The organism is Pseudomonas sp. JL27(2026), from assembly GCF_056933555.1.
In genome coordinates, this window is record NZ_CM167794.1 from 4,894,329 (window position 1) to 4,920,236 (window position 25,908).

Here is a 25,908-nt window from a genome sequence, read left to right on the forward strand (position 1 = left end):
GCTGGACCCTGCTGCTGCAATTGCCGCTGAACGCGGTGATGGCCGACCTGCAAACCTTGCAGAGTGACCTCAAGGCACAGCGCAACGCCGACACGTTCGGCATGACCATGGTCGGCCTGCTGATCGCGGGTATCGGCTTGCTGGTGATCTGGCTGGTAGGCCACGGCATTGCCCGCCCCCTGAAACAGATGGTGGCCATGCTCGACGATATCGCCCAGGGCGAAGGTGACCTGACACGCCGCCTGACCAGCGACCGCGCCGATGAACTGGGTTCGATCGCCAAGGGCTTCAACACTTTCCTGGCCAAGTTGCAGGCGATGATCACCCAGGTCGTGACGTCGGTGCAGAGCGTCAGCGACTCATCCGAACACACGGCCGACATCGCCATCCGCACCAATATTGGCGTGCACAAGCAAATGGCCGAGATCGATCAAGTGGCCACCGCGGTGCATGAAATGACCGCCACCGCCCAGGACGTCGCACGCAACGCGACCCAGGCCGCGCAAGCTGCCAGCCACGCCGACCGCGCCGCTGCCCAAGGCATGCAGATCGTGCGTAACACCTCGACCTCGATTGGCGCCCTCGCGGTGGAAATCGGCAAAGCGGTGGGCGTAGTGCAAACCCTGGCCAAGGACAGCGAGAACATCAACGCGATCCTGACCGCTATTCGCGGGATCGCCGAGCAGACTAACCTGTTGGCCTTGAACGCCGCGATTGAAGCCGCCCGGGCTGGCGAGCAGGGACGTGGTTTTGCGGTAGTGGCTGATGAAGTGCGCAATCTGGCGCAGAAGACTCAGCAGGCCACCGAAGAAATCCAGTCGATGATCCAGCAGTTGCAGCAGGGCACCCGCGATGTGGTGCGTGTCATGGAAGACAGCCAGAACCGCACGGATGAAAGCGTGCAGCGCGCCGCTCAGGCGGCCGAGGCCCTGGAAACCATCACGCAGGCGGTATCGGTGATCAATGACATGAATACCCAGATCGCCAGTGCGGCGGAAGAACAAAGCGCGGTGGCCGACGACATCAATCGCAACGTGATCAATATCGGCCAGGTGGCCAATGAAGTCGCGGGCGGCGCGGATGAATCGAGCGCTGCCAGTGCGGACCTGACCAAACTGGCCGAGCAGCAGCGGCGGTTGATCAATCAGTTCAAGGTCTGAAAAGCAAAGCCCCTCACCCTAACCCTCTCCCAGAGGGAGAGGGGACTCATTGGGGGCTACTTCAGGTCGATGAATTGAGTAAGACAACTCGATCAGCGCCCTCTCCCGCCGGGAGAGGGCTGGGGTGAGGGGCTTTTGACTCAGGCTTAACCCGGCGTCAGGCATTCCGGCGCATTGAGTTTTGGATCGTTCACCAGGTTCGCCAGCACCCGCTCGCGCAACACGGCAGGTTCGCTGGCGAGCAGCGCCTGCAAGGTGTGCAACGGGGTTTCGGGGTCAAGCCAGGCTTGCTGCCCGGCTGCATCGAGCATCAACGGACGACGCTGATTCGACGCGGCCTGGGTCACCACTGCCGTACTTAACCAGACTTGCTCCTGCACTGGGTACGCTTCCCAGATTGCCGCAAAAAACAGCGAGGAGCCCTCCCCCGGTGTCAGCCAGTACGGGCGCTTGCGGGTGGTGCCGCGCCATTCGTAGAACCCGTTGGCCGGTAACAGGCAACGGCGCTGGCGAAAGGCCTCGCGAAACATGGGCTGTTCGGCCAGGGTTTCGGCACGGGCATGCGCCGGAGTCCGCGACAAATCGGTCAGCCAGGGTGGCGTCAGCCCCCACCGTGCACGCGCCAACGTGCGCTGGCCCGCGTCCGCCCGCAGCATCAGCACCGAGTCATTGGGCGAAATGTTCCACTGCGCCTGCTGATCGGCCGGAAATCCGGGCAAGGCCGCAAACGCGGGGTTCCAACGAAACAGGGCATAACGTCCACACATGGGGCAACACGACTCTCACTCAAACGAACGTCAGCCTAACAGACCAGCACTCCGGCAACAGGGTGCGGTTCGTCGCCAGGCATAGGCAGCGCCGCATTGTACGCGGTGATCAGCTCGCGCGCGTATTGCGCCTGGTCGTTGTCCACCGCCAGCCCGAGCAGGCCGAACACCGGCAGTTCGCCCGCACCGCCCAGCAGGTCGCGCCCCACCAGATGCGCCTCCACCCCTTCACTGGCCAGCATGCCTTGCAGTAACTCGCCTTCCATCAGGTTTTCCGGTTCATAGATGCGCTGCATAGGAGTCACCCTTCACTCGTTTTCAGTGTGAACGTCGAGCATCCATTCCTGACCATCGGTTTGCAGCGTGAACACAATTGGCCGGCAACACACCGGACAGTCCTCAATGTACTGCTGATCACCGCCGGACAAGTCCAGCACAGCCTCCACTTCTTCCCCACAATAAGGGCAGTCATAGTGCGCAGTTTCCAGCATCGCGGTCTCCCAAGTGACTTGTGCGTATAATCGCCGGTCTATTTGCAGGGCTATTTTTGTTTGAGCGTATTTTTCAGACCGTGCCCTATGTGTAATCGATCCTATCCATTACTTACCCTAGCCGTTTCTAACAAGAGAGCATGATGGGCGAATTCGATGCCATCCGACCTTACGACGACAGCGAAGTCCCGGCAGTACTGGCCAGGCTGCTCGGCGACAAGGCGTTTCTAGATATCCTCACCCACTTCCGCTTCCCGCGCTTTGCCGGGGCCTTCGGCTGGTTGCTCAAACCCCTTATCGCTTATCGGCTGCGCCGTGAGTTTGCGGGTGTCAGCTCGGTGGCCACCTTGCAGGACAAGGTCGAGCTGTACGTCGACCATACGATCGAGCGCGCCACTGACGGCGTGACCTATACCGGCGTCGAACAATTCAAGTCCGGCAGCGCCTACCTGTTCATCGCCAACCACCGCGACATCGTGATGGACCCGGCCTTCGTCAACTATGCGGTGTACCACGCCGGCCTGCCGACGCCACGCATCGCCATTGGCGACAACCTGCTGCAAAAGCCCTTTGTCAGCGACCTGATGCGCCTGAACAAGAGCTTCATCGTGCACCGCTCGATCACCGGTCGACGCGAAAAAATGGCGGCTTACCAGTTGCTCTCGGCGTACATCAACCATTCGATCCGCAACGACTGCCAGTCGATCTGGATCGCCCAGGCCGAAGGCCGGGCCAAGGACGGCGACGACCGTACCGAGTCGGCGATCCTCAAGATGTTCCACATGAGCCGCAAGGACGAGCCGTTTGGCGAAGTCATTCAGTCGCTCAACCTCACCCCGGTGTCGATCAGCTACGAATACGACCCGTGCGACCAGGCCAAGGCCCGAGAACTGTACATCCGCGCCACCACCGGCACTTACGCCAAAGTGCCCGGCGAGGATGACGCAAGCATCGCCAAGGGCATCACCGGCTACAAAGGCCGGGTGCACGTGAACTTCGCAGCGCCAATCACCGAACGTTTCGAGGACACCAAACAATTGGCGAGCGAAATGGACCGGCAGATCCTTGGCGGCTATCGCTTGTTCCCGGTGCATTACCTGGCTTATGCCCAGTGGAGCGACGCCGACCCGCAACTGCAGGTGCCCAACGCCGCCCAGGTGTTTGCCGCCGATGAGCTGGCCAAGGCCCGGGAAGAATGGCAACGGCGCCTCGACGCGTGCCCCGAGGCACACCGGCCGTTCCTGGTGCTGCAATATGCAACGCCGGTGCGCAATCAGTACCGCGTCAAGGCAGGCCTGCCCCTGTAAGCGGTTTGACCAGATACAACAACGGCGCCCTTCAGGGCGCCGTTTTTTTTGGGGATTTGCTCTTACTGTGGCGAGGGAGCTTGCTCCCGCTCGGCTGCGCAGCAGTCGTAAAACCGGTGATCGCGGTGTGCCTGAAACAACACGGGGGACGGGTTTTTGGGCCGCTTTGCAGCCCAGCGGGAGCAAGCTCCCTCGCCACAGGTTGTGTCAGGGTTCAGAAGCGGGTGCTGATCCACGACACCAGCAGCGCCAGGGCCAGGCAGGCGAAACCGAAACGGTAGAAAAAGCGATTCATGCGCAAGGTCGCAACGTCCAGCAACAACATCGGCTGGTCAACCGCGCGACGTTCGCTTTGTTCGGCGAGGTGGGCCAGGGCTCGCTGCTCACGGCGCCGGGTGGCATGCAGCAGCCAACCGCCGGGGCAGGCGAACAGCAGGGCTAGCAGGTTGATCAGTTTGGCGGGGTGTGCAGAAAACAGCGAGATCAGGTGCAACGACATCATAAACCTCAAGCAAAACCGGTAAGGCGGAGCATCAGGCCTGCTCTCGCGGCGCGGATTCTACCGAAAGCCTGACGTGTTGCCCGCGTTTTAAGACGAAACAACGACCGATGCGCCGATTAATTCAGCCCGTCATGCCTTCGTCATCTAAGCAAGCCAGTCTGTGGCCCCTCGAATCCCCATGGAGCTTGTCATGCTGCACGCCGAAAACCAGGACCGCCTCTACCTGATCGCCCAAAGCGATGAACAGCAAGCGCTGGTCGGCAGCCTCGCCTTCAATGTCCAGGACCGCCACTGGCTGGTGTATTGCGCCCTTGGCGGACATCAACACGCCGACCTGCCTGAAACCGATTTGCTGACGGGTGTCAGCGTGCTGGATTTTTACTCGCAAGCGGCCTGACAACGCCGACCCCTTGTAGAGCGCGCGGAGCGGGTCCCGAAGGATCGACAGGCATGAAAAAGCCCGGGGCCATCACTGGCACCGGGCTTTTTTGAATCTCGCGAATGTTTACTCGCCGAGGATCTGACCGACGGTCGGGTCCTTGAACAAACGCGTCAGCGCATCACTCAGTACATCGCCCACCAGCTTGGTGTTGGTTTCCTGGTTCGGCGCCATGCCGAAACGCTGGTCCAGCGAGGCACCGTAACGGCCGCTGTAGCGACGGTTGGCGTTCTGCACATCGGAGCGGAAGGTCGCGCCGATGGTCGCTTCGGTCACGTACATGCCTTCTTTGGGCGACTGGTATTTCAACTCGGCCAGAGTCACGGTCAACTGCGGCGCGTTATAGGCGTTGGCAGTCGGGGTGAAACCCAGCAGACGAACGGCGGCTTCAGCCTGGGCTTGCAACTTGGGCAGGATATCGGCGCCTTGTACGGTAATGGCGCTGGTTTCCGGGTACAAGCCACCACGGGTGCCCAAGGTAGGCGACGGACGGCCGTCAACCACACGCACCACCACCGGCTGGCCATGGCCTACAGGTGCAAGCTGGCTCGTGAGCTTGGGTTGCGGACTGAGTTGTTGCGGGCTGTGGGCGCAGCCAACCAGGGTCAAACTGGTCACAGTGATCAAACCGAACAACAGGCGTTGCAACATGCGCTTCTCTCCAGAATCAGGCACAAACAGACCGGCAGTATAGCGGTGGGGGCCGGGTGCAAACCAGCGACCCTGAATACGGGCTGAACAGTTGTGCAAAGTCATGCGCCGCGCCAGGCAGTAACGCCAATGTCATGCCACACTGACAATCTTCAAGGCAGTCACACACCGGATACATAGCCATGACAATCCTTTGGCCGCTGTTCGTCTCACGCCGTAAATATCGCTACTTCGCCCAGCTCGACGACAATCAATGCTGCCTGGCGTTCAGGCACTGCCAACAGGTGCCAACGGGCGAAGGCTGGGTGGAAATCCAGGAGATCCGCCTCAACTGGTTGCACCGGCCGTTGCCCGACAGCGCCCGTGTCAGCGGGCGCGCTACACGCTCATGGCTGCAACAGCTGTTGCCCTCCTGACCAGACGGCTAATAAAAGTCATTAAACACGACCATTTCCCTGCGTTTCTTCGCTACAATCTCCCCCCGATTATAAGGACGTCTCCTGATCGGGCCCCGCAACACCGTCAATACGCACGTATTGGCACCCAGAACCGCCCACAGAGAGCCGCCCACACAGATCGAGTGAAGCTGGCGTGCTTGCTGTTTACCCTGCAAAACACCCCTTCTCGCGAATCTGCCAGAGCTGTCATTACGCTCGGTCACTGAGCTGTTTGCCTGCGTTGCCTGCCATTGTTGTGTCGATGGCGGCGATCCTCGGGCACAGTGCCAGGCTGGGACAGCCCTTTTTTGAGGTTCACGTCTTCAAAAGAGCGTGAAAAAACGGGTTTTCACAACTTCACGAGAGTGTGGCGAGCAAATGAATAGTTTTGCGTCTGAACATGCACCATTAGCGTCTACAACAGCCCAACGACACAGGACCGAGTGCTCCTCAAACACCGGAGCCTGAAGCCTGTCCGCTACGGATTTGGTTGCACAAACGGACGTATCGACCATAAGTCGAATTGCCTCCCGCGCGCTGAAGTGAGTTCATAGGAACCCTAAGCCCGGTGGGTAGCGTCTGTCGAAGTTGCAAAAAATTGCGAAGATTCGGACATGGCGATCCTGGCCATGGGTGACCTGGGGCTCTACAAAGCTTGCCCCGTAACTCCTGGCAGCTATGCCGACAATTTGGTGCTGCAGATTTTGGAGACGCGTTAAATGGCGCATAACGAAGCAGTCGACGTAGTACTGGTTGGGGCCGGCATCATGAGTGCCACCCTGGCTGTACTGCTTAAAGAGCTCGACCCCGCGATCAAGCTGGAAGTCGTCGAGTTGATGGATTCCGGTGCCGCGGAGAGTTCCAACCCGTGGAACAACGCCGGTACCGGTCACGCCGGGCTGTGTGAGCTCAACTACACGCCGCAAGCCGCCGACGGCAGCGTCGACATCAAGAAAGCCGTGCACATCAACACCCAGTTCGAGGTGTCGAAGCAGTTCTGGTCCTACCTGACCAGAAAAGGCACCTTCGGCTCGTCGAAATCCTTCATCAGCCCGGTCCCGCACCTGAGCTTCGTGCAAGGCGATGCAGGCGTTTCGTTCCTCAAGGAACGCTTCAAGGTGCTGAGCAAGCACCACGCCTTCGCCGACATGGAATACACCGAAGACAAGGCAAAAATGGCGGACTGGATGCCATTGATGATGCCGGGGCGTCCGGCTGACGAAACCATCGCCGCGACCCGCGTGATGAACGGCACCGACGTCAACTTCGGCGCCCTGACCAATCAACTGCTCAAGCACCTGACCAGCGCACCCGATGCCCAGGTCAAGTACTGCAAGCGTGTGACCGGTCTCAAGCGCAACAGCAACGGCTGGACCGTCAGCATCAAGGACGTCAACAGCGGCAACACCCGTGATGTCGACGCCAAATTCGTCTTCCTGGGTGCCGGTGGCGCTGCGCTGCCACTGCTGCAAGCCTCGGGCATCGAAGAAAGCAAAGGCTTCGGCGGTTTCCCGATCAGCGGCCAATGGCTGCGTTGCGACAACCCCGAAGTGGTCAAGCACCACCAGGCCAAGGTGTACAGCCAGGCGGCGGTCGGTTCGCCGCCGATGTCGGTGCCGCACCTGGACACCCGCGTGGTCGATGGCAAGAAATCCCTGCTGTTCGGGCCATACGCCGGTTTCACCACCAAGTTCCTCAAGCACGGCTCGTTCATGGACCTGCCGATGTCGGTTCGCGCCGGTAACATCGGTCCGATGCTGGCCGTGGCGAAAAACAACATGGACCTGACCAAGTACCTGGTCAGCGAAGTGATGCAATCGATGGAGCAACGCTTGGAATCGCTGCGCCGCTTCTACCCCGAAGCCAAAGCCGAAGACTGGCGCCTGGAAGTGGCTGGCCAGCGTGTGCAAATCATCAAGAAAGACCCGAAGAAAGGTGGCGTTCTGCAGTTCGGCACCGAGCTGGTGGCGGCCAAGGACGGTTCCCTCGCGGCACTGCTCGGCGCTTCGCCAGGCGCGTCGGTAACGGTTTCGATCATGCTGGAACTGATCGAAAAATGCTTCCCGAACAAAGCTTCCGGTGAATGGGCCGCCAAACTGGCGGAAATCTTCCCGGCCCGTGAAAAGGTCCTGGAAACCGACGCTGCGCTGTATCGCAAGATCAACGCGCAGAATAACGTCGCGCTGGAGCTGGTTGCAGAAAGCAGCGAGACCCCAAGCTTCGCTTAAAGTCTTGAGGCATAAAAAACGCCCCGTTCTCGTTGAGAGCGGGGCGTTTTTTTATGACCGGGCAAACCTGATTTGTGGCGAGGGCGCTTGCCACACTTACCGATGTACCTGAGGAATCAGCCGCGAGCTTTTTCGATCAGCTCGATGTAGTCCGGCGCGTTGCGCTGATCCTTGATCAAGGCAACGAAGTCATTGCCGTGCTCATCCTTGCCGTTCAGGTCCAGCCCGGCCTCGACGAAGAACACCAGGAAACGCTCGAAATCGTCGATCCGCAAGCCACGGTAAGCCTTGATCAGCTTGTGCAGGGACGGTGAAGTGGCGTCGACCGGTTCGAAATCCAGGAACAGTTTGATCTGCGCATCGCCGATCTCGTCACCAATCAACTGCTTTTTATCTTTACGCATTGCCGACTCCAGCTCGCAGACATTACACGGGGCGGGCAGTTTACCCCCCGCGCGGCCCCAGGCTCAACGCGTGCGTTGGCTGCCGGTGTGCAGGTCTGCCCAGACATGCCCGTTGGCGTAACTGAGGAACTGGCAATACACCGTATCGTTACGCAGCAAGTCCATCACTACCCGGTACTGAGCCTGCGGGTAGTAGAGCGTCAGGGTTTTGCTCTTGTCGTCATAGATCGGTTTTTTCAGGCTTTTGCTTTCACCGTCGAAATTCACCAGCACCTGGCTGATGGTCGCGCCCTTGTTCAAGGGCTTGCCCTTGAGGCGAATCATTAACGGTGAAGTCACCGGGATAGGCTGTTGCGTGGATTGACGCTGACTGCCGACCACCACCGAATACTCGGTGACCTGCAACAGTTGCTGTTGCTCGGGCTGACCACCACGCAGCAACAGGTCGTCGGGTGGCAGGAACTGCCCGTGCATGACCGCTGGCGCGGCCGCCAGCGGAAGGCTGAGGGTCAGCAACAGGGCGGCGCAGTTGCGGATCAAAAGGCTCATGACAGGCTCCGGAGGGCGGGGCCAAGCACTCTAGCATGGGGTATAGGAAAGTGAATCTGTGAACACGATCCCATGTGGGAGCGGGTTTGCTCCCACATGGGTGAAGATCAATCGAACTGCGCACGCATCCAGGCGTGGTATTCGGCGACGCCAGGCTCACCTTCGCGGGGCGCCCAGTGAGCATGCTCACCCTCGCCCACCGGCCGATAAGGACCGGACTTGCACTCGAACATCACGCTGTTCGCTTCCAGCACCACCAGGCCATGGTAGACGCCCGCAGGCAAATCCACCCCCAGGGTATCGCCGCCGCCCTGCAAGACCCGCTTGGCGACAACCTGCCCCGCCTCGTCGAAGATCAGCACGCCCAGGCGCCCTTGAAGGACGAGCAGGGTTTCTGCCTTGTCGTCACTCAAATGCCGGTGAGGCGGAATGTAGGTGGCCGGCTGCAAGCCGACCGCCATCCGGTGGCACGGCTCTTCCATCTGGTGGAAGTTGTGATGCTGCCGACCGCGCGGGTTGGCCGCCGCTTTCCCGGCCAGTTCGGTAAACAATGTTTGATCGAGAAAGCTGGGCGTTGCCATGTTTTTACATTCCTTTGACGGCGAAGATCCCGGCGGCATTGCGCCAGTAACCTTTATAGTCCATGCCATAACCGAAGATGTAGCGGTCGATGCACGGCAGGCCGACGTAATCGGCTTTCAGGTCCGGGCGAGCCTTGCGGTCGTGGTCCTTGTCGATCAGTACGGCAGTGTGCACGGCGCGGGCGCCGGCGTGTTTGCAGAAGTCGATGATCGCGCCCAAGGTGTGACCTTCGTCGAGGATGTCGTCGATGATCAGCACGTCACGGTCGATGAAGGACACTTCCGGCTTGGACTTCCAGAACAGCTCGCCGCCGCTGGTTTCGTTGCGATAGCGGGTGGCGTGCAGGTAGGACGCTTCCAGTGGGAACTTCAGGTGGGTGAGCAGCTTGCCGGAGAAAATCAGGCCGCCGTTCATCACACAGAACACCACCGGATTGCGCTCAGCGAGTTCTTCGTTGATGTGTGCACCGACGCGGGCGATGGCCGCCTCGACTTCAGCTTCGGTGTACAGGCAGTCAGCCTCTCGCATGATTTGACGGATATGCTCGAGATCAGCGGACATGGCGCTCTCCAAGGGGGTGGCGGATTCGGAAAAGCGGGCAAAGGTACGCATCCCGAACGGCCAGATCAAGCGTTTGTGGACTAACGTACTGTATGTCTATAGGACAACACCCCCGGATAGATTAATCTAGGCCGTTTTTTTTGCCCGCCGCCGGAGCTTTTCCCTATGCCCATCCGTGAGATCCGCCATCCGCTGATCCGACACAAACTTGGCCTTATGCGCCGCGCAGACATTAGCACGAAGAATTTCCGTGAGCTTGCTCAGGAAGTCGGGGCGCTACTGACCTACGAGGCCACCAAAGACCTGCCCCTTGAAACCTATGACATTGAAGGCTGGTGCGGCACCGTATCCGTTGAAAAAATCGCCGGCAAGAAAATTACCGTCGTGCCGATCCTGCGTGCCGGTATCGGCATGCTCGAAGGTGTCCTGAGCCTGATCCCGGGCGCCAAGGTCAGCGCTGTCGGCGTGGCCCGCGACGAAGAAACCCTGAAGGCTCATACCTATCTGGAGAAACTGGTTCCGGAGATCGACGAGCGCCTGGCCATGATCATCGACCCGATGCTCGCCACCGGCAGTTCCATGGTCGCCACCATCGACCTGCTGAAAAAGGCCGGTTGCAAAGACATCCGTGCGATGGTCCTGGTAGCCGCGCCAGAAGGCATTGCGGCTGTCGAGAACGCCCACCCGGACGTGACCATCTACACCGCCTCCATTGATGAGAAGCTGAACGAACACGGCTACATCATTCCTGGCCTGGGCGATGCTGGCGACAAGATCTTCGGCACCAAGCAGAAGGACGCGTGAGCATGCAGGATGAGTTCAACGACCCGCTCTGGCGCCAGATTCTTTCTGGCGCGCAGATGCTGTTCGTGGCGTTTGGCGCGTTGGTATTGATGCCGCTGATTACCGGCCTCGACCCGAATGTCGCGCTGTTCACGGCGGGCCTCGGGACTCTGCTGTTCCAGGTGGTCACCGGACGGCAAGTGCCGGTGTTCCTGGCGTCGAGTTTTGCCTTCATCACCCCGATCATTCTCGCCAAGGGCCAGTTCGGTCTCGCGGCGACCATGGGCGGCGTGATGGCGGCCGGTTTCGTTTACACCTTTCTCGGCCTGGCCGTGAAGATCAAGGGCACCGGTTTCATCGACCGCCTGCTGCCCCCAGTGGTAATTGGCCCGGTGATTATCTCCATCGGCCTGGCCATGGCGCCCATTGCCGCGAATATGGCGATGGGCAAGGCCGGCGATGGTACTGAACTGATCCCTTACCAGACGGCGATGTTGATCTCCATGCCCGCCCTGCTGACCACATTGATCGTGGCGGTGTTCGGCAAAGGCATCTTCCGCCTCGTGCCGATCATCTCGGGCGTGCTGGTGGGGTTTGGCATGGCGTTTTTCTTCGGCGTCGTCGACACCGCGAAAATTGCTGCCGCGCCCTGGTTCGCGTTGCCGCACTTCACCGCACCAGAGTTCAACTGGCAGGCCATTCTGTTCATTGTTCCGGTGGCGCTGGCCCCGGCCATCGAGCACATCGGCGGCGTAATTGCTGTCGGCAGCGTGACCGGTCGTGATTACCTGAAAAAACCAGGCCTGCACCGCACGCTGTTTGGTGACGGTATCGCTACCACCGCGGCCGGGCTGCTCGGCGGCCCACCCAACACCACCTACGCCGAAGTCACGGGCGCGGTGATGCTGACCAAGAACTACAACCCGAAAATCATGACCTGGGCGGCGATCTTCGCCATCAGCCTGGCGTTTATCGGCAAGTTCGGTGCGCTGCTGCAAAGCATCCCGGTGCCGGTGATGGGCGGGATCCTGTGCCTGTTGTTCGGCTCGATTGCAGCGGTGGGCATGAACACCATGATCCGCCACAAGATCGACCTGGGCGAGGCGCGTAACCTGGTGATTGTATCGGTCACGCTGGTGTTCGGAATTGGCGGTGTGCTGGTTGGCACCGGCACCGGCCCGGATGACTTTGGCCTCAAGGGCATCGCGTTGTGCGCCATTGTGGCGATTGCGTTGAACCTGATCCTGCCGGGCAATGATGGCTGGAAGAAAAAACAGCCGGATGAGCCGTTGATCTAACGGCTTACACAGCCCCCTGTGGCGAGGGAGCATGCTCCCGCTGGAGTGCGAAGCGCTTCTAAAACCGGACACCACGGTGCATCACAAAGACCGCAGCAACCGGATTGACGACTGCTTCGCAGCCGAGCGGGAGCACGCTCCCTCGCCACAAGGCTGTTCACCTACAGGGCCAGCGGCGCCCTTTCGCACAGCGTGCTCAACGCCTTCGCCCACTCCGGGCTGTCATTGAGGCACGGCACCAACACCAACTCCTCACCTCCCGCCTCGCGGAACTGCTCCAGCCCGCGATCACCGATCTCTTCCAGGGTCTCGATGCAATCGGCGACAAACGCCGGGCACATCACCAGGACCTTCTTCACACCTTGTCTGGCCAACTCATCGAGGCGCGCTTCGGTGTAAGGCTCGATCCACTTGGCGCGGCCCAACCGCGATTGAAACGACACCGACCACTTGCCCTCCGGCAGCCCCAGGCGCTGCGCAAACGCGGCAGCGGTGCGCAAGCACTGGCCGCGATAACAGGTCGCGACCACTTCCGGCGGCGCTCCGGCACAGCAATCACCCTGCCCCTCAAAGGTGTGGCCCGGGTTTAGTTTTTTCAGGTGCCGCTCTGGCAGACCGTGGAAACTGAGCAGCAGGTGATCGTAATCCTGCTCCAGGTGAGGCTTGGCGCTGGCGACTAACGCATCGAGGTATTCCGGCTGATCGTAAAACGGCTGAAGAACCGAGAACTGCACATTCAGTTTCTTCTCGCGTACCACCCGCTTCGCTTCTTCGATCACCGTGGTCACGGTGCTGTCGGCGAACTGTGGATACAGCGGGGCGAGGGTGATTTTCTTGATGCCCTGCCCAGCCATACGCGTGAGTACCGACTCAATCGACGGCTCGCCATAACGCATCGCCAACTCCACCGGCCCTTGGGTCCACCGGGTGGTCATAACCTGTTGCAAACGGCGGCTGAGGACCACCAGCGGCGAACCCTCGTCCCACCAGATGGACGCATAGGCATGAGCTGATTGCTCGGGGCGCTTGATCAAAATCAGCGAGACCAGCAAACGCCGCACCGGCCATGGCAGGTCGATAACATAAGGGTCCATCAGAAATTGATTGAGGTAGCTGCGTACGTCCGCCACTTTCGTGGAAGCCGGCGAACCCAGGTTGACCAGGAGCAACGCGTGATCGGTCATGCAACGTCCTATTTCTAAAGGCGGCTGGACAGATCGTCCAACGCCGCGCGCAAATCAGTGAACTGAAAAGTGAAACCCGCCGCCAACAACCGTGCCGGCGTTGCCCGCTGCCCGCCCAGCAGCAACAGCGATAACTCGCCAAGCCCCAGCCGCAGCGCAAAGGCTGGCATCGGCAGGATCGCAGGCCGGTGCAATACGCCGCCCAACGTCTTGGCAAACTCGCGATTGCGCACCGGTTTCGGGGCGCAGGCATTATAAGGACCGCGGGTGTCATTGCGATGCAAGAGAAAATCAATCAGGGCGATTTGATCGTTGATGTGGATCCACGGCATCCATTGCCGGCCACTGCCGATCGGGCCGCCCAAGGCCAGTTTGAACGGCAGCAACAGCCGTGACAAAAAGCCCCCCTCGGCCGACAGCACCAATCCGGTGCGCACCTGCACCACTCGGATGCCTAGCGCCTCGGCACGCTGCGCGGTTTCTTCCCAGGCAATGCACAACTGACTGGCAAAATCTTCGCTGACCGGTGAAGCGTCCTCGGTCAACTCACGCTCACCGCCGTCGCCATACCAACCCACCGCCGACCCGGAAATCAGCACCGACGGCTTTTGTGCGCGGCTTTCCAGCCACGCCAGCAAGGTTTCGGTCAGCCCGATTCGGCTGCTCCACAGCAACGCCTTGCGTTTGTGTGTCCAGTGACGATCGCCAATCGGCGCGCCTGCCAGGTTGATCACTGCATCGACCGGCTCCTCGCCGAGGTCCTCCAGCCGCGCGATCCCGCGCACTTGCGCGCCACACACATTGGCCACGAGCCCGGGGCTGCGACTCCACACCGTCAACGTATGACCGCGACTCAACCAGTGTCGGCAGAGCTGACGTCCTATCAATCCAGTACCGCCGGTCAGCAATATGTGCATGACTTCTTCCTCGCGTGGCGTTTTCTGCCGATCACTAGTCTATTTTTATAAGCAGGGACATTCGGATCGGGCAAGCTCTGTGCTTAACACTAGGACAAGCTACCAGAACGATAACGCTAAAAGTTATACCGGAAAACAATATTGTACAGGCTTGAACCACGGCGTAGCCTGTACAAAAAGGTAAACGAGGCCCCTATGACTGTACCCATCGCAATCATCGGCACCGGCATCGCCGGACTCTCCGCCGCCCAAGCTCTCAGTGACGCCGGCCATGTCGTACAGTTGTTCGACAAAGGCCGAGGCAGCGGTGGACGCATGTCAAGCAAACGCAGTGATGCTGGCGCATTGGACATGGGCGCGCAGTATTTCACCGCGCGCGATCGCCGCTTTGTCACCGAAGTGCAGCGCTGGCAAGCCAATGGATGGGTCGCCGAATGGGCGCCGCAACTTTATACCTACCAAGGTGGCCAACTCAGCCTGTCACCGGACGAACAGACCCGCTGGGTCGGAACCCCACGCATGAGCGCCATCACCCGTGCCCTGCTCGGTGACCTCGAAGTGCATTTCGCCTGCCGGATCACGGAGGTGTATCGCGGCGAAGAACACTGGCACCTGCAGGATGCCGAGGGCTTCACCCATGGCCCCTTCGGGCACGTCATCATCGCCACTCCGGCCCCTCAGGCCACCGCCCTGCTGGCCGCAGCGCCGAAACTTGCCGGGGCCGCCGCCGGGGTAAAAATGGACCCTACCTGGGCCATCGCCCTCGCCTTCGATACCCCGCTGGACACCCCGATGGAAGGCTGCTTCGTGCAGGACAGCCCGCTGGACTGGCTGGCGCGCAACCGCAGCAAACCAGGGCGCGACACCCAGCTCGACACCTGGGTGCTGCACGCCACCAGCGCCTGGAGCCGACAACACATTGACCTGCCCAAGGAAGCCGTGATCGAGCAACTGCACGGCGCATTCGCAGAGTTGCTGCACAGCGCCATGCCCGCCCCGACCTTCAGCCTCGCCCACCGCTGGCTCTACGCCCGCCCGGCAAGCAGCCACGAATGGGGGGCACTGGCCGATGCCGATCTGGGCCTGTACGTGTGTGGCGACTGGTGCCTGTCCGGTCGCGTCGAAGGGGCCTGGCTCAGTGGCCAGGAAGCCGCTCGGCGCCTGCATCAACATCTGCAATGAAACGCATCGAGCCCGTTAAATTGCTGCTGTCAAAGCACACGGCAGCCTATCTGCAAACCACGACGCCAGGCTAACGGGCTGGAAGTAATACCTGTGGGAGCGAGCTGACTCGCGATAATCGCCCAAAAAACTTATACAATCAGTTTGACTTGTACACCTTTAAATCTATTATCCATCCATGTTGTACAGACAAAATCCTCTGTACAGGGATAGATCAGAGGTGTCCCGATGCCCAGCGACTCCACCAGCAAACCCAAAATCGCCATCAGTGCCTGCCTGATGGGGGCCGAAGTCCGTTATAACGGTGGCCACAAGGAGTCGCGCTTGTGCAGCCGTATCCTCACTGACTATTTCGAATTCGTTGCGGTCTGCCCGGAAGTCGCCATTGGCCTGGGTATCCCCCGTGAGCCGATCCGGCTGGTGGGCGATCCCGCGTATCCGATGGCGGTGGGCACGGTTCATCCCGACATCAACGTGACCCAGCCCCTGGCCGACTACGGCCAGCAGATGGCCGACGAGTTGGGGGATATCTGCGGCTACATCTTCATGCAGAAATCGCCGTCATGCGGGCTGGACCGGGTTAAGGTCTACCACGCCAACGGCAGCCCGGTGGACGGAGGCGCACGCGGTATCTATGCCCAGGCGTTCTGCGCCCGACACCCGGATTTACCGGTCGAAGAAGACGGCCGCCTCAACGACCCGGTGCTACGGGAAAACTTCCTGACCCGCGTGTTTGCCTACGCCGCCTGGCAACAGTTGTTGCAACAAGGCTTGAGCCGTCGCGCCCTGACTGACTTTCACTCGCGCTACAAATACCTGCTGATGGCCCACCACCCGCTGCAATACAAAACCCTGGGCAACCTGCTGGGCAACATGGGCAAGTGCGACCCCGACGAGCTCGGCCGGCGCTATTTCAGCAAACTGATGGCCGCCCTGAAAAGGTGCGCCACCCGCCGCACCCACACCAACGTGCTGCAACATCTCAGTGGTTACCTCAAGCAGGCCATCAGTGCCGAAGACAAGCAGGAAGTGCAGCATGTGATTAGCCAGTACCGCCACGGCATCGTGCCGCTGGTGGTGCCGTTGACACTGCTCAAGCACCACTTCCGGCAACACCCCCATCCGTATGTGGCGCAACAGGTCTACCTGCAACCGCACCCGGAAAATCTCAGCCTGCGAAATGCGATTTAAATGAAAACCACACCCGACCCGTCTGCCAGCGAAGACCTGGGCCCCGACTTCCAGAGGGCGCTCGACGACGGCTGGCTGCCGATCCGCGAGGTGGCCCGGCAGACCGGCGTCAACGCTGTGACCCTGCGCGCCTGGGAGCGCCGCTACGGCTTAATCGTGCCCTGCCGCACGCCCAAGGGGCATCGGCTGTTCTCCTCTGAACACGTGCAACGCATCCACAACATCCTCGTCTGGCTCAATCGCGGCGTGGCCGTCAGCCAGGTCAAGCCATTGCTTGACACCTCGCCCCAGGCCGAGTCGGTGGAGAACGATTGGCAGGTGCTACGCATCAGACTGATACAGGCCATCAGCCAATTGGCCGAGCGTCAGGTCGATGACACGTTCAACCAGGTCATGTCGCTGTACCCGCCACGCACCTTGTGCGCACAACTGCTGATACCGCTGCTGGCCGAACTCGAGCAGCGCTGGCAAGGGCAATTCAGTGCGCAGATGGAGCGGGTGTTTTTCTACTCCTGGCTACGCAGTAAATTTGGCGCACGTATCTACCATAACAACCGTCAGTTGCGCGGTGCGCCGTGGCTGCTGGTCAACCAGTCCGACCTGCCACTCGAACCTCACCTATGGCTGTGTGCCTGGCTGATCAGCAGCACCGATTGCCCCGTAGAGGTTTTCGACTGGCCCCTGCCACCGGGTGAGCTGGCGCTGGCCGTCGAACACCTGCAAGCCCGGGGCGTGCTGCTGTATTCGAGTAAAGCCATCAATCTCAACCCACTGACAAAACTATTGAACGGCGTCAGTTGCCCAACCCTCGTTGCCGGGCCAACGGTGTGCATCCACCGCGCAGAGTTGTCCGTAAAAACATCAGAGATCGCCGGTTTGTTCCTGGCGCCCGACCCGCTGTCGGCGCAACAGGAGCTGATTGAGCGTGGACTCATTTAATGCTTGATCGGATATCACCATGCACTTGATCTGGCTGCGCAGCGACCTGCGCCTGCACGACAACACCGCCCTCGCGGCTGCCGCAGCACGCGGCCCGAGCGTCGCCGTGTACCTGATAAGCCCGCAGCAATGGCTGGCCCATGACGATGCCGCGTGCAAAGTGGATTTCTGGCTGCGCAACCTGAGCCTGCTGAGCCAGGCCCTGAACACCCTGAACATTCCCCTGTTGATCCGCCGCGCACCGCACTGGGATGACGCACCGAGCGTGCTGGCAGGGCTCTGCCGGGAATTGAAGATCCAGACACTGCACGTCAACGAGGAATACGGCATTCACGAGTCCCGCCGGGACCTGGCCGTGGCCCGCGCCGTTGAAGCGCAGGGCTGTGCCTTTTACAGCTACCTGGACCAATTGCTGTTCAAACCCGGCTCTGTACTGACCAAGACCGGCACTTACTTCCAGGTCTTCAGCCAGTTCCGCAAAGTCTGTTATTCCCGCTTGCATGGCAAGTTACCCAACCTCATCGCCGTGCCCAAGACTCAAGCCGCGACCGGCATCAGCCCTGATCCTGTGCCGTCACAGGTCGAAGGGTTTGCCACGCCCGGCGAACCAGTGCGCCAGCTCTGGCCGGCCGGTGAGGCAGAGGCCCGGCGGCGTCTCGACACCTTCGCCGATCAACGGATCGACTATTACCAAAGCGAACGCGACTTTCCGGCCAAGCCCGGCACCAGCCAGTTGTCAGCGTACCTCGCCGCCGGGGTCATCTCCCCGCGCCAATGCCTGCACGCCGCGCTGCAAGCCAACCAGGGCGAATTCGACAGCGGCAACCTCGGCGCCGTCACCTGGATCAACGAGCTGCTGTGGCGCGAATTTTACAAACACATTCTGGTGGGCTACCCCCGCGTCTCCCGGCACCGCGCATTTCGCCCGGAAACCGAAGCCTTGGCCTGGCGCAATGCGCCCCAGGAGCTGGCCGCCTGGAAAGAGGCCCGTACCGGCCTGCCGATTATCGACGCGGCCATGCGCCAACTGCTGGAAACCGGCTGGATGCACAACCGGCTGCGGATGCTGGTGGCGATGTTTTTGACCAAGAATCTGTTGATCGACTGGCGCGAAGGCGAGCGCTTTTTCATGCAGCACCTGATCGACGGCGACCTGGCGGCAAACAACGGCGGCTGGCAATGGAGCGCGTCCACCGGGACGGATTCGGCGCCCTACTTCCGGATCTTCAATCCCTTGAGCCAGTCGGCTAAATTCGATGCCGAAGGGCTGTTCATCAAGCACTGGATACCAGAACTGGCAGGGCTGAACAAAAAAGATATCCACAACCCGGCGGCCATGGGCGGGTTGTTTGGCGTGGCCAATTATCCGCCGCCAATGGTCAACCTGAGCAGCTCGCGCGAACGCGCCTTGGCCGCGTTCAAAAATCTGCCTTCTCGCCTGGATGCCGCAGGTGTGAATGAGTGAGTTCTTGCAGCACTTCGCTCGCGAGTTCTCCAGGATTCAGGTTGAGGGCTGCTCGCACCTGCCCTGATGCGACAAGGTCTACCGCCACCGGGACTACTTCGATGTCGGGGCCCTGCTGTATAAGTATTTACCCGTATTAGGTCGGGTCATTGCCTGACTGAAAAGGAGACAGGGATGAGCCTTAAAACGCCACGACGATACTGGCTGACAGGAGCCAGCAGCGATATTGGCGCTTCGCTGGCCGAGGAACTGCTGAAATCCGGCGTGCATCTGGCGGTCAGCGCCCGTACGGTCGCACCTTTGAAAGCCCTGGCCCATCGCTATCCGGGACAAGTGCTGGTGCTGCCGGGCGACCTGACCAACAGCCAGACCGTGCGCGAGATCGGCGAACATATCCTGCACGACTGGGGCTCGCTGGACACTGTGATCCTCAACGCAGGCACCTGTGAATATGTCGACGCCAAGCAGTTCGACACCTCGATCATCGAACACGTGGTGCGCACCAACCTGCTCGCCAGCAGCTACTGCATCGAAGCCGCGCTGCCCTTGCTGCGCGCCGGTGTGGCGCCGCATCTGGTGGGCATCGCCAGTTCAGTGACGTACTTGCCGCTGCCACGGGCCGAAGCCTACGGCACCTCGAAGGCCGGCCTGCGTTACCTGTTCGAATCGCTGCGCATTGATCTGGCGCCCGAGGGCATTGAACTCACCGTGGTCAGCCCAGGTTTTGTAGACACCCCGCTGACCACCGGGAACAACTTCCCCATGCCACTGGGCTGGCCGGTCGACAAGGCTGCGCGACACATCGTCGAAAAACTCAAACAGCGCCCTCTGGAGATTGCCTTCCCGGCCCTGTTCATGGCCACACTCTGGCCACTGTCGAAAATGCCCAAGCGGATCAAACTGGCGATCGGCAAACGGATGGTCCGCAGTGCACCGCCGATCAAGGATCAGCCGTGAACATCGCGATCATCGGCAGCGGTATTTCGGGGCTGCCCGGCGCTTACCTGCTGAGCAATGCACTGCCATCGGCTTAGCGTCCGTCAGGCCTTTCACACAGCGACGGCTCACTGCCTTACACTGCGCGCCATGAACACCATCCCCCTCACCACTATCGCTGAACCGGCGGTCACTTGTTCGACCTGCGCGGCGTGCTGCTGTCAGCTCGAAGTGATGCTGATCACCGACACCGGCGTCCCCGAACGCTACATCGACACCGACGATTGGGGCGGGGAAGTCATGCTGCGCCTGGATGACGGCTGGTGCGCCGCGCTGGATCGCAACAGCATGATGTGCACCATCTACGAAAAGCGTCCGCTAATCTGCCGCGAGTTCGAAATGGGCGCACCGGAATGCATCGACGAGCGCCAGGGAATTACGACGGCGTATCGCTGATCCTGATTGACGCGGTCCAATGTGGCGAGGGAGCTTGCTCCCTCGCCACAATGACCCACCACCGCTCAGAACCGTTACAGCGGCATCGTGTAATGCAGTGAGTAACTCTCTACACCATCATTCGGGCTGCTGATCCCGGCGTTTGAATAGTGCGACGCCCGAACCCCCACTTCATGCCCACCGGCAAAGCGCAAACCGAAACCGATACGGTCTTCGAACTGAAAGGCCGAGCCCAGTCTGTTGTCTTCGACCTCGGTGTGGGCGAACACCGCAACGCCGATCCCCGCCTCCAGATACGGTTTGACGGTTTGCCCGGCAAACTCGTAAACCAGCACCGGAGAGAACGAAAAACTGTGGTTGCTGGCCCGCTTGTCACCGTCCCAAAAGGTGTAGGCACCGCTCCAGTATCCCGTCAGGCGACCGACATCGCTCTGCAGCCAACTCTGGTCCCAATCAAACTGCATCCCCAAGCGGTAAGACTGGGTCGAGTCGCTGGTCTGGCCGACCGCAAACTCGACACCGGCGGCCTGTGCCGACAAGCTTAGCCCCGATAGTGCGGCCGCAATCACGGCCAGGCAGAACAGTCGCTTCATTAGAAACATCCTTTTTCCAAACGAGTTCGTGTGGTTTTTATGGCTCAACAGACACGGCTATAGAAATCAGCGGCTCGTCTGAAGCTCACAATTTTTACTGGCTGAAGCTTCGCACAACACCAGACTTATTCCACAACAACGGCAGGATTTTTCTCATGTGTTCGGGACTGGCGCTGGTCCAGAACTGCGCGTCAGCGGGCGGCCCCTGCGCAAGTAGTTCACGCTCGGCGAGCAGGCGTTGAAGTTGCCGGGCAACGGCAGCACCCGTGTCGATCAGGCTGATGTCCGAGGGGATCAACTGCTTGAGCATCGGCTTGAGGAAGGGGTAGTGGGTGCAGCCGAGAATGATCGTGTCACACCCGCCGGCCAGCAACGGCTCAAGGTAACCGGCCAGTAACTGACGCAGCTCGGGGCTGTGCAGATCGCCCGCCTCGATCATTTCCACGAGCCCCGGGCAAGGTTGGGTGATGACGCGCACATCAGTGGCAAAACGGTCGAGCAGCGCTGCAAACTTGGCGCTCTGCAAGGTGCCTGTGGTGGCCAGCACTCCGACCACGCCGCTGCGGGTGGCGGCCGCGGCCGGTTTCACCGCAGGCTCCATGCCAACCAGGGGCCAGGTCGGATAGTCACGACGCAAGTCCGCGACACCGGCCACGGTCGCGGTATTGCAGGCCAACACCAAGGCCTTGGCACCCTGTTGCTGGAGGAACTCGGCCATCACGCTGCAACGCTGGCGAATGAACTCCGGGGTTTTCTCGCCGTAGGGAATGTTCCCGCAGTCGGCGACGTACAGCAGCGTTTCGTTAGGCAACAGACGCTGGATCTCGGCCAACACCGATAACCCGCCAACACCAGAATCGAACACACCAATCGGTGCTTCACGCATGAATACCCCCACAGACTCTGCAACCCGGATCACGCTTGACCCGCAATTCACGAAAACGCGTGCCCAAGGCATCGATCAGCAACAGCCGCCCCACCAAAGGCTCACCAAAACCCACCAGCAACTTCAGCGCTTCAAGGGCTTGCAGGCTGCCGACCAACCCCACCAACGGACCGACCACGCCGGCCTCGCTGCAAGTCAGTTCGGCTTCGCTGCCGTGCCCGTACAAGCAGTGGTAGCACGGGCTCTCGGCGCGGCGCGGGTCGAACACCGACAACTGCCCTTCCAGGCGAATCGCCGCACCGCTGACCAATGGCTTTTTCGCCGCCACGCAGGCTGCGTTCACCGCTTCGCGGGTGGAAAAATTATCGGAACAATCGAGCACCAGATCGACGCCCGCCACCACCGCCGCCAGCGAGTCTTCGTCCAGTGCGGTGCGATGGGCGATCAGTTGAATCTCGGGGTTGATCGCCGCCAGGCGCTTGATCGCAGAGTCAACCTTGCTCAGGCCGACGCTGTCGGTGTCATGGATGATCTGGCGCTGCAGGTTGGTCAGGTCGACCGTGTCGAAGTCCGCCAGATGCAGTTCACCAACCCCGGCCGCCGCCAGATACAGCGCAACCGGTGCGCCAAGACCGCCGAGGCCGACGATCAGTACGCGGCTGCCTTTGAGCCGCAACTGCCCGTCGATGTCGACATGCTGCAACAGAATCTGCCGGCTATAGCGCAACAGTTCCTGATCATTCAGCACGGCAGGCGCCCCAGACTGATACGTTCGTGACCGCCCAGGTCCTTACGGCTGTGGACCTCTTCAAAGCCTTGGGCCAGCAGCAAATCACGCACCGCACAGGCCTGATCGTAACCATGTTCGAGCATCAACCAGCCACCCGCCTCAAGGTGTTGCGGCGCCTGGGCGATGATTAAACGCAGGTCGTCGAGACCATCGGTGCCGGCCACCAGCGCACTGGCGGGCTCGAAGCGTACGTCACCGGCCACCAGATGCGGGTCGGCAGCGGCAATGTACGGCGGGTTGCTGATGATCAGCGTATAGCGATGATCTTTCAGCGAGTCGAACCAGTGGCTGCTCAGCACCGTGACGTTGTTCAAGTGCAGGCGCTGGCGATTGCGTTCGGCCAGGGCCACGGCTTCCAGCACGCGGTCCACGGCGGTGACGCTCCAGGCTGGACGCTCGCTGGCCAGGGCCAGGGCAATGGCGCCGCTGCCGGTGCCCAGGTCGAGGACATTGGCCGGTGTCGCGGGCAACAGCTCCAGCGCGGCTTCGACCAGCAACTCGGTGTCCGGGCGCGGGATCAGGGTGTGCGGTGCCACTTCCAGGTCCAGTTTCCAGAAACCCTGCTGGCCGAGAATGTACGCCACGGGCTCCCCGGAGCGACGGCGTTGCAGGTAGCTGGCAAAGGTCAATGCGGCTTCACTCGGCACGATGCGCTCGGGCCAGGTGTGCAGAAAACTGCGGGACTTGCCCAAAGCCGCAGCCAGCAGCAATTCGGCGTCCAGACGCGCAGTGGGCGAATCCGGCAGGTCGGCAGCGCGTAACAAACTGGCAATGATGGTCATTTATTCACCTATCGCCGCCAGTTGGTCGGCCTGGAATTCAGCCAACAACGGCTCGATCACTGCATCGACGCCACCGGCGAGGATTTCGTCGAGGGAATACAACGTCAGGTTGACCCGGTGGTCGGTAACCCGGCCCTGGGCAAAGTTGTACGTACGGATACGCTCGGAACGGTCGCCCGAGCCCACCAGCAACTTGCGTTCGCTGGCGATGGCATTCGCCGCCGCGCTGGTTTGCTGGTCGTTCAATTTAGCCGAAAGCCAGGACATTGCCCGCGCCCGGTTCTTGTGCTGGGAACGTTCTTCCTGGCACTCGACGACAATGCCCGACGGCAAGTGGGTGATACGAATGGCCGAGTCGGTCTTGTTTACGTGCTGACCGCCCGCGCCGGAAGAACGATAGGTGTCGACCCGCAAATCCGCCGGGTTGATCTCGATCGCTTCCTGCTCATCCGGCTCCGGCAACACCGCCACGGTGCAGGCCGAGGTGTGGATGCGGCCCTGGGATTCAGTGGCCGGAACCCGCTGCACACGGTGCGCGCCAGATTCGAACTTGAGCTTGCCGTAGACGTTGTCGCCTTCGACTCGTGCAATGACTTCTTTGTAGCCACCGTGCTCGCCGATGTTCTCCGAGAGAATCTCGACCCGCCAGCCACGCCGCTCGGCGTAACGCGAATACATGCGAAACAGGTCGCCGGAGAAAATCGCCGCTTCGTCCCCCCCGGTGCCGGCACGGATTTCCAGGAACACGTTGCGCCCGTCGTTCGGGTCCTTGGGCAGCAACATGCGTTGCAGGCTGGATTCGAGCTCGATCAGTTGCTCTTTGGCTTCGCGAACTTCTTCCACGGCCATTTCGCGCATGTCCGGGTCGCTGTCCTTGAGCAGTGCCTGGGCACCTTCGAGGTCGCCCTGAACCTTGAGCAACTGCTTATAGGTGGCGACAATCGGCTCAACTTCCGCGTATTCCTTGGAATAGGTACGGAACTTGTTCTGATCGGAAATGACTTCGCCATCGCCAAGCAAGGCAGTCAGTTCTTCGAAACGGTCCTGGAGGATGTCCAGCTTATTGAGCAGTGACGCTTTCATTGCGGTTTTTTATCCGAAGAGCTATCCGAAGAGCCCTCACCGAGGGCAAAGAGTTCCTGGGCCATGGCCAGCGCATCGAGGCGGCCTTCAGCAGTCAGTTTTTTCAACTGAACACTGGGCGCATGCAGCAACTTGTTGGTCAGGCCACGCGCCAGTTGCACCAATACGTCCTCAGCATTGCCGCCGTTGGCGAGCATGCGCTGGGCTTTTTGCAGTTCTTCATCGCGCAGGCGTTCGCTTTGTTGACGATAGGCCTTGAGCACATCGACCGCCGCCAGCTCACGCAGGCGAACCATGAAATCGTCGGCGCCAATGGAAACCATCTCTTCCGCCGCCTGGGCTGCACCCTGGCGACTTTTGAGGTTTTCGGCAACCACTTCGTGGAGATCGTCGACGCTATAGAGGTAAACGTCGTCCAACTCGCCGACTTCGGGCTCGATATCCCGTGGCACGGCGATGTCGACCATGAAGATAGGTTTGTGCTTGCGCAGCTTCAGCGCACTTTCGACCGCGCCCTTGCCGAGGATCGGCAACTGGCTGGCGGTGGAACTGATGACGATGTCGCTGCGCACCAGTTCCGCCGGGATGTCCGAGAGCAGCACCGCGTGGGCGCCGAACTGTTCGGCCAGGATACTCGCGCGCTCCAGGGTCCGGTTGGCGACCACGATCCGCTTCACGCCCAACTCATGCAAATGGCGGGCGACCAGGGTGATGGTCTCGCCGGCGCCTATCAGCAAGGCCTGGCTGCGTTGCAAGTCACTGAAAATCTGTTTGGCCAGGCTGACCGCGGCAAACGCCACTGACACCGGGTTTTCGCCAATGGCGGTGTCGGTGCGCACTTGCTTGGCCGCGTTGAACGTGGCCTGGAACAAACGCCCGAGCAGCGGCCCTACCGTGCCGGCCTCGCGGGCCACGGCATAGGCGGACTTCATCTGACCGAGAATCTGCGGCTCGCCCAACACCAGCGAGTCGAGCCCGGAGGCCACACGCATCATGTGACGAACTGCCGCATCATCTTCATGCACATAAGCACTCGCGCGCAGCTCATCGAGGCTTAAATGATGGTAATCGGCCAACCAGCTCAGCACGGTTTCGGCCGAAAGGTGATCCTGTTCTATATAGAGTTCACTGCGATTGCAGGTGGAGAGGATCGCAGCTTCGCGGCTGTCGGTGAGTCGGCAGAGCTGCTGCAAGGCTTCAACCAGCTGCTCTGGAGTAAAAGCCACGCGCTCGCGCACGTCTACTGACGCAGTCTTGTGGTTAATACCAAGTGCAAGGAAGGCCATTCAAGGTCGCTGATGATGTCGAGAAGCCGACAATTGTCCTACTTCGTCCGGGCCAGAAC

Annotated in this window: 30 protein-coding genes and 2 pseudogenes; 15 read left to right on the plus strand and 17 right to left on the minus strand. The window is 60.6% G+C overall.

Translation table 11 applies throughout. From position 1 onward, the window contains the following. Nucleotides 1-107: 107 nt before the first annotated feature. A pseudogene (locus AC1Z1G_RS22190) lies at nucleotides 108-305 on the plus strand (HAMP domain-containing protein); the annotation flags it as partial. A 111-nt stretch (nucleotides 306-416) separates the two neighbouring features. Further along, nucleotides 417-1,160, plus strand: a complete 744-nt coding sequence (locus tag AC1Z1G_RS22195; RefSeq protein WP_483627962.1) for a methyl-accepting chemotaxis protein — start codon at nucleotides 417-419, stop codon at nucleotides 1,158-1,160. A 146-nt stretch (nucleotides 1,161-1,306) separates the two neighbouring features. Here the strand turns inward: AC1Z1G_RS22195 and AC1Z1G_RS22200 are convergent, their stop codons facing one another. From AC1Z1G_RS22200 to AC1Z1G_RS22210, 3 genes are read right to left on the minus strand one after another with little or no spacing between them, the layout of a single operon-like run. Then, nucleotides 1,307-1,927, minus strand: coding sequence for an SOS response-associated peptidase (locus tag AC1Z1G_RS22200; protein ID WP_483622476.1), 621 nt, complete (start codon nucleotides 1,925-1,927; stop codon nucleotides 1,307-1,309). A gap of 35 nt (nucleotides 1,928-1,962) precedes the next feature. After that, complete coding sequence (locus AC1Z1G_RS22205) at nucleotides 1,963-2,223, minus strand: putative signal transducing protein (protein ID WP_483622477.1); 261 nt, start codon at nucleotides 2,221-2,223, stop codon at nucleotides 1,963-1,965. 12 nt (nucleotides 2,224-2,235) lie between these two features. Then, on the minus strand, nucleotides 2,236-2,418 hold the full coding sequence (locus AC1Z1G_RS22210) for a CPXCG motif-containing cysteine-rich protein (RefSeq protein WP_347901977.1): 183 nt from the start codon (nucleotides 2,416-2,418) through the stop codon (nucleotides 2,236-2,238). A 140-nt stretch (nucleotides 2,419-2,558) separates the two neighbouring features. On the opposite strand from AC1Z1G_RS22210, the gene AC1Z1G_RS22215 reads away from it, so the two are divergent. Further along, nucleotides 2,559-3,725, plus strand: coding sequence for a 1-acyl-sn-glycerol-3-phosphate acyltransferase (locus AC1Z1G_RS22215; protein WP_483622478.1), 1,167 nt, complete (start codon nucleotides 2,559-2,561; stop codon nucleotides 3,723-3,725). 214 nt (nucleotides 3,726-3,939) lie between these two features. Here the strand turns inward: AC1Z1G_RS22215 and AC1Z1G_RS22220 are convergent, their stop codons facing one another. Then, complete coding sequence (locus tag AC1Z1G_RS22220; RefSeq protein WP_483622479.1) at nucleotides 3,940-4,224, minus strand: hypothetical protein; 285 nt, start codon at nucleotides 4,222-4,224, stop codon at nucleotides 3,940-3,942. Between the two features lie 193 nt (nucleotides 4,225-4,417). On the opposite strand from AC1Z1G_RS22220, the gene AC1Z1G_RS22225 reads away from it, so the two are divergent. Next, nucleotides 4,418-4,624, plus strand: a complete 207-nt coding sequence (locus tag AC1Z1G_RS22225) for a hypothetical protein (RefSeq protein WP_084320502.1) — start codon at nucleotides 4,418-4,420, stop codon at nucleotides 4,622-4,624. Between the two features lie 108 nt (nucleotides 4,625-4,732). On the opposite strand, the gene AC1Z1G_RS22230 is transcribed toward AC1Z1G_RS22225, so the two are convergent. After that, nucleotides 4,733-5,317, minus strand: a complete 585-nt coding sequence (locus tag AC1Z1G_RS22230; protein ID WP_347906277.1) for a YajG family lipoprotein — start codon at nucleotides 5,315-5,317, stop codon at nucleotides 4,733-4,735. A 182-nt stretch (nucleotides 5,318-5,499) separates the two neighbouring features. Between AC1Z1G_RS22230 and AC1Z1G_RS22235 the strand changes: the two genes are divergently transcribed. Together AC1Z1G_RS22235 and mqo are read left to right on the plus strand one after the other, a co-directional pair. Next, nucleotides 5,500-5,733, plus strand: coding sequence for a hypothetical protein (locus AC1Z1G_RS22235; protein WP_483622480.1), 234 nt, complete (start codon nucleotides 5,500-5,502; stop codon nucleotides 5,731-5,733). A gap of 740 nt (nucleotides 5,734-6,473) precedes the next feature. Beyond that, nucleotides 6,474-7,982: a malate dehydrogenase (quinone) gene (mqo, locus tag AC1Z1G_RS22240; RefSeq protein WP_483622481.1), complete on the plus strand. Its 1,509-nt coding sequence runs from the start codon at nucleotides 6,474-6,476 to the stop codon at nucleotides 7,980-7,982. Between the two features lie 116 nt (nucleotides 7,983-8,098). Here mqo and AC1Z1G_RS22245 read toward each other — a convergent pair whose 3' ends face one another. The 4 genes from AC1Z1G_RS22245 to AC1Z1G_RS22260 all read right to left on the minus strand — a co-directional run bounded on the left by AC1Z1G_RS22245 (nucleotide 8,099) and on the right by AC1Z1G_RS22260 (nucleotide 10,078). Then, a complete protein-coding gene (locus AC1Z1G_RS22245; protein ID WP_483622482.1) occupies nucleotides 8,099-8,386 on the minus strand; it encodes a PA4642 family protein in 288 nt (95 codons plus the stop codon). A gap of 63 nt (nucleotides 8,387-8,449) precedes the next feature. Next, nucleotides 8,450-8,935: a hypothetical protein gene (locus AC1Z1G_RS22250; protein ID WP_483622483.1), complete on the minus strand. Its 486-nt coding sequence runs from the start codon at nucleotides 8,933-8,935 to the stop codon at nucleotides 8,450-8,452. Nucleotides 8,936-9,042: 107 nt separating this feature from the next. After that, nucleotides 9,043-9,516: a WbuC family cupin fold metalloprotein gene (locus AC1Z1G_RS22255; RefSeq protein WP_483622484.1), complete on the minus strand. Its 474-nt coding sequence runs from the start codon at nucleotides 9,514-9,516 to the stop codon at nucleotides 9,043-9,045. A 4-nt stretch (nucleotides 9,517-9,520) separates the two neighbouring features. After that, nucleotides 9,521-10,078: a hypoxanthine-guanine phosphoribosyltransferase gene (locus AC1Z1G_RS22260; RefSeq protein ID WP_347901985.1), complete on the minus strand. Its 558-nt coding sequence runs from the start codon at nucleotides 10,076-10,078 to the stop codon at nucleotides 9,521-9,523. Nucleotides 10,079-10,243: 165 nt separating this feature from the next. On the opposite strand from AC1Z1G_RS22260, the gene upp reads away from it, so the two are divergent. Together upp and AC1Z1G_RS22270 are read left to right on the plus strand one after the other, a co-directional pair. After that, complete coding sequence (gene upp / locus AC1Z1G_RS22265; protein WP_483622485.1) at nucleotides 10,244-10,882, plus strand: uracil phosphoribosyltransferase; 639 nt, start codon at nucleotides 10,244-10,246, stop codon at nucleotides 10,880-10,882. A 2-nt stretch (nucleotides 10,883-10,884) separates the two neighbouring features. Further along, nucleotides 10,885-12,159, plus strand: a complete 1,275-nt coding sequence (locus tag AC1Z1G_RS22270) for a uracil-xanthine permease family protein (RefSeq protein ID WP_483622486.1) — start codon at nucleotides 10,885-10,887, stop codon at nucleotides 12,157-12,159. Nucleotides 12,160-12,320: 161 nt separating this feature from the next. Here the strand turns inward: AC1Z1G_RS22270 and hemH are convergent, their stop codons facing one another. After that, nucleotides 12,321-13,343, minus strand: a complete 1,023-nt coding sequence (gene hemH / locus AC1Z1G_RS22275; RefSeq protein WP_483622487.1) for a ferrochelatase — start codon at nucleotides 13,341-13,343, stop codon at nucleotides 12,321-12,323. Nucleotides 13,344-13,357: 14 nt separating this feature from the next. Further along, complete coding sequence (locus AC1Z1G_RS22280) at nucleotides 13,358-14,260, minus strand: TIGR01777 family oxidoreductase (RefSeq protein WP_483622488.1); 903 nt, start codon at nucleotides 14,258-14,260, stop codon at nucleotides 13,358-13,360. 195 nt (nucleotides 14,261-14,455) lie between these two features. On the opposite strand from AC1Z1G_RS22280, the gene AC1Z1G_RS22285 reads away from it, so the two are divergent. The 7 genes and pseudogenes from AC1Z1G_RS22285 (at nucleotide 14,456) to AC1Z1G_RS22315 (ending at nucleotide 20,429) form a co-directional block, all read left to right on the plus strand. After that, entirely contained in the window at nucleotides 14,456-15,442 is a 987-nt protein-coding gene (locus AC1Z1G_RS22285; protein ID WP_483622489.1) for an NAD(P)/FAD-dependent oxidoreductase, read from the plus strand. A gap of 228 nt (nucleotides 15,443-15,670) precedes the next feature. Beyond that, nucleotides 15,671-16,633: a YbgA family protein gene (locus AC1Z1G_RS22290; protein WP_483622490.1), complete on the plus strand. Its 963-nt coding sequence runs from the start codon at nucleotides 15,671-15,673 to the stop codon at nucleotides 16,631-16,633. Continuing rightward, complete coding sequence (locus AC1Z1G_RS22295) at nucleotides 16,634-17,572, plus strand: MerR family transcriptional regulator (RefSeq protein WP_483622491.1); 939 nt, start codon at nucleotides 16,634-16,636, stop codon at nucleotides 17,570-17,572. It begins immediately after the preceding gene. Between the two features lie 19 nt (nucleotides 17,573-17,591). Beyond that, nucleotides 17,592-19,037, plus strand: coding sequence for a deoxyribodipyrimidine photo-lyase (gene phrB / locus AC1Z1G_RS22300; RefSeq protein WP_483622492.1), 1,446 nt, complete (start codon nucleotides 17,592-17,594; stop codon nucleotides 19,035-19,037). Between the two features lie 34 nt (nucleotides 19,038-19,071). Then, nucleotides 19,072-19,194 (plus strand): annotated as a pseudogene (locus AC1Z1G_RS22305) (nuclear transport factor 2 family protein); the annotation flags it as partial. Between the two features lie 17 nt (nucleotides 19,195-19,211). Continuing rightward, complete coding sequence (locus AC1Z1G_RS22310) at nucleotides 19,212-19,994, plus strand: SDR family NAD(P)-dependent oxidoreductase (protein WP_483622493.1); 783 nt, start codon at nucleotides 19,212-19,214, stop codon at nucleotides 19,992-19,994. Nucleotides 19,995-20,123: 129 nt separating this feature from the next. Beyond that, nucleotides 20,124-20,429: a YkgJ family cysteine cluster protein gene (locus tag AC1Z1G_RS22315; RefSeq protein WP_483622494.1), complete on the plus strand. Its 306-nt coding sequence runs from the start codon at nucleotides 20,124-20,126 to the stop codon at nucleotides 20,427-20,429. Between the two features lie 74 nt (nucleotides 20,430-20,503). On the opposite strand, the gene AC1Z1G_RS22320 is transcribed toward AC1Z1G_RS22315, so the two are convergent. The 6 genes from AC1Z1G_RS22320 to hemA all read right to left on the minus strand — a co-directional run bounded on the left by AC1Z1G_RS22320 (nucleotide 20,504) and on the right by hemA (nucleotide 25,849). Beyond that, nucleotides 20,504-21,022, minus strand: coding sequence for an acyloxyacyl hydrolase (locus tag AC1Z1G_RS22320; protein ID WP_483622495.1), 519 nt, complete (start codon nucleotides 21,020-21,022; stop codon nucleotides 20,504-20,506). Nucleotides 21,023-21,116: 94 nt separating this feature from the next. After that, nucleotides 21,117-21,908 (minus strand): glutamate racemase, encoded by a 792-nt coding sequence (gene murI / locus AC1Z1G_RS22325; RefSeq protein WP_483622496.1) that lies wholly within the window; start codon nucleotides 21,906-21,908, stop codon nucleotides 21,117-21,119. Continuing rightward, nucleotides 21,901-22,656, minus strand: coding sequence for a molybdopterin-synthase adenylyltransferase MoeB (locus tag AC1Z1G_RS22330; RefSeq protein ID WP_483622497.1), 756 nt, complete (start codon nucleotides 22,654-22,656; stop codon nucleotides 21,901-21,903). The genes murI and AC1Z1G_RS22330 overlap by 8 nt, the downstream gene beginning before the upstream one ends. Beyond that, nucleotides 22,650-23,480, minus strand: coding sequence for a peptide chain release factor N(5)-glutamine methyltransferase (gene prmC, locus AC1Z1G_RS22335; RefSeq protein ID WP_483622498.1), 831 nt, complete (start codon nucleotides 23,478-23,480; stop codon nucleotides 22,650-22,652). Before prmC ends, AC1Z1G_RS22330 begins: the two co-directional genes overlap by 7 nt. Beyond that, a complete protein-coding gene (prfA, locus tag AC1Z1G_RS22340) occupies nucleotides 23,481-24,563 on the minus strand; it encodes a peptide chain release factor 1 (RefSeq protein ID WP_347902000.1) in 1,083 nt (360 codons plus the stop codon). Continuing rightward, complete coding sequence (hemA, locus tag AC1Z1G_RS22345) at nucleotides 24,560-25,849, minus strand: glutamyl-tRNA reductase (RefSeq protein ID WP_483622499.1); 1,290 nt, start codon at nucleotides 25,847-25,849, stop codon at nucleotides 24,560-24,562. Before hemA ends, prfA begins: the two co-directional genes overlap by 4 nt. Nucleotides 25,850-25,908 lie beyond the last annotated feature (59 nt).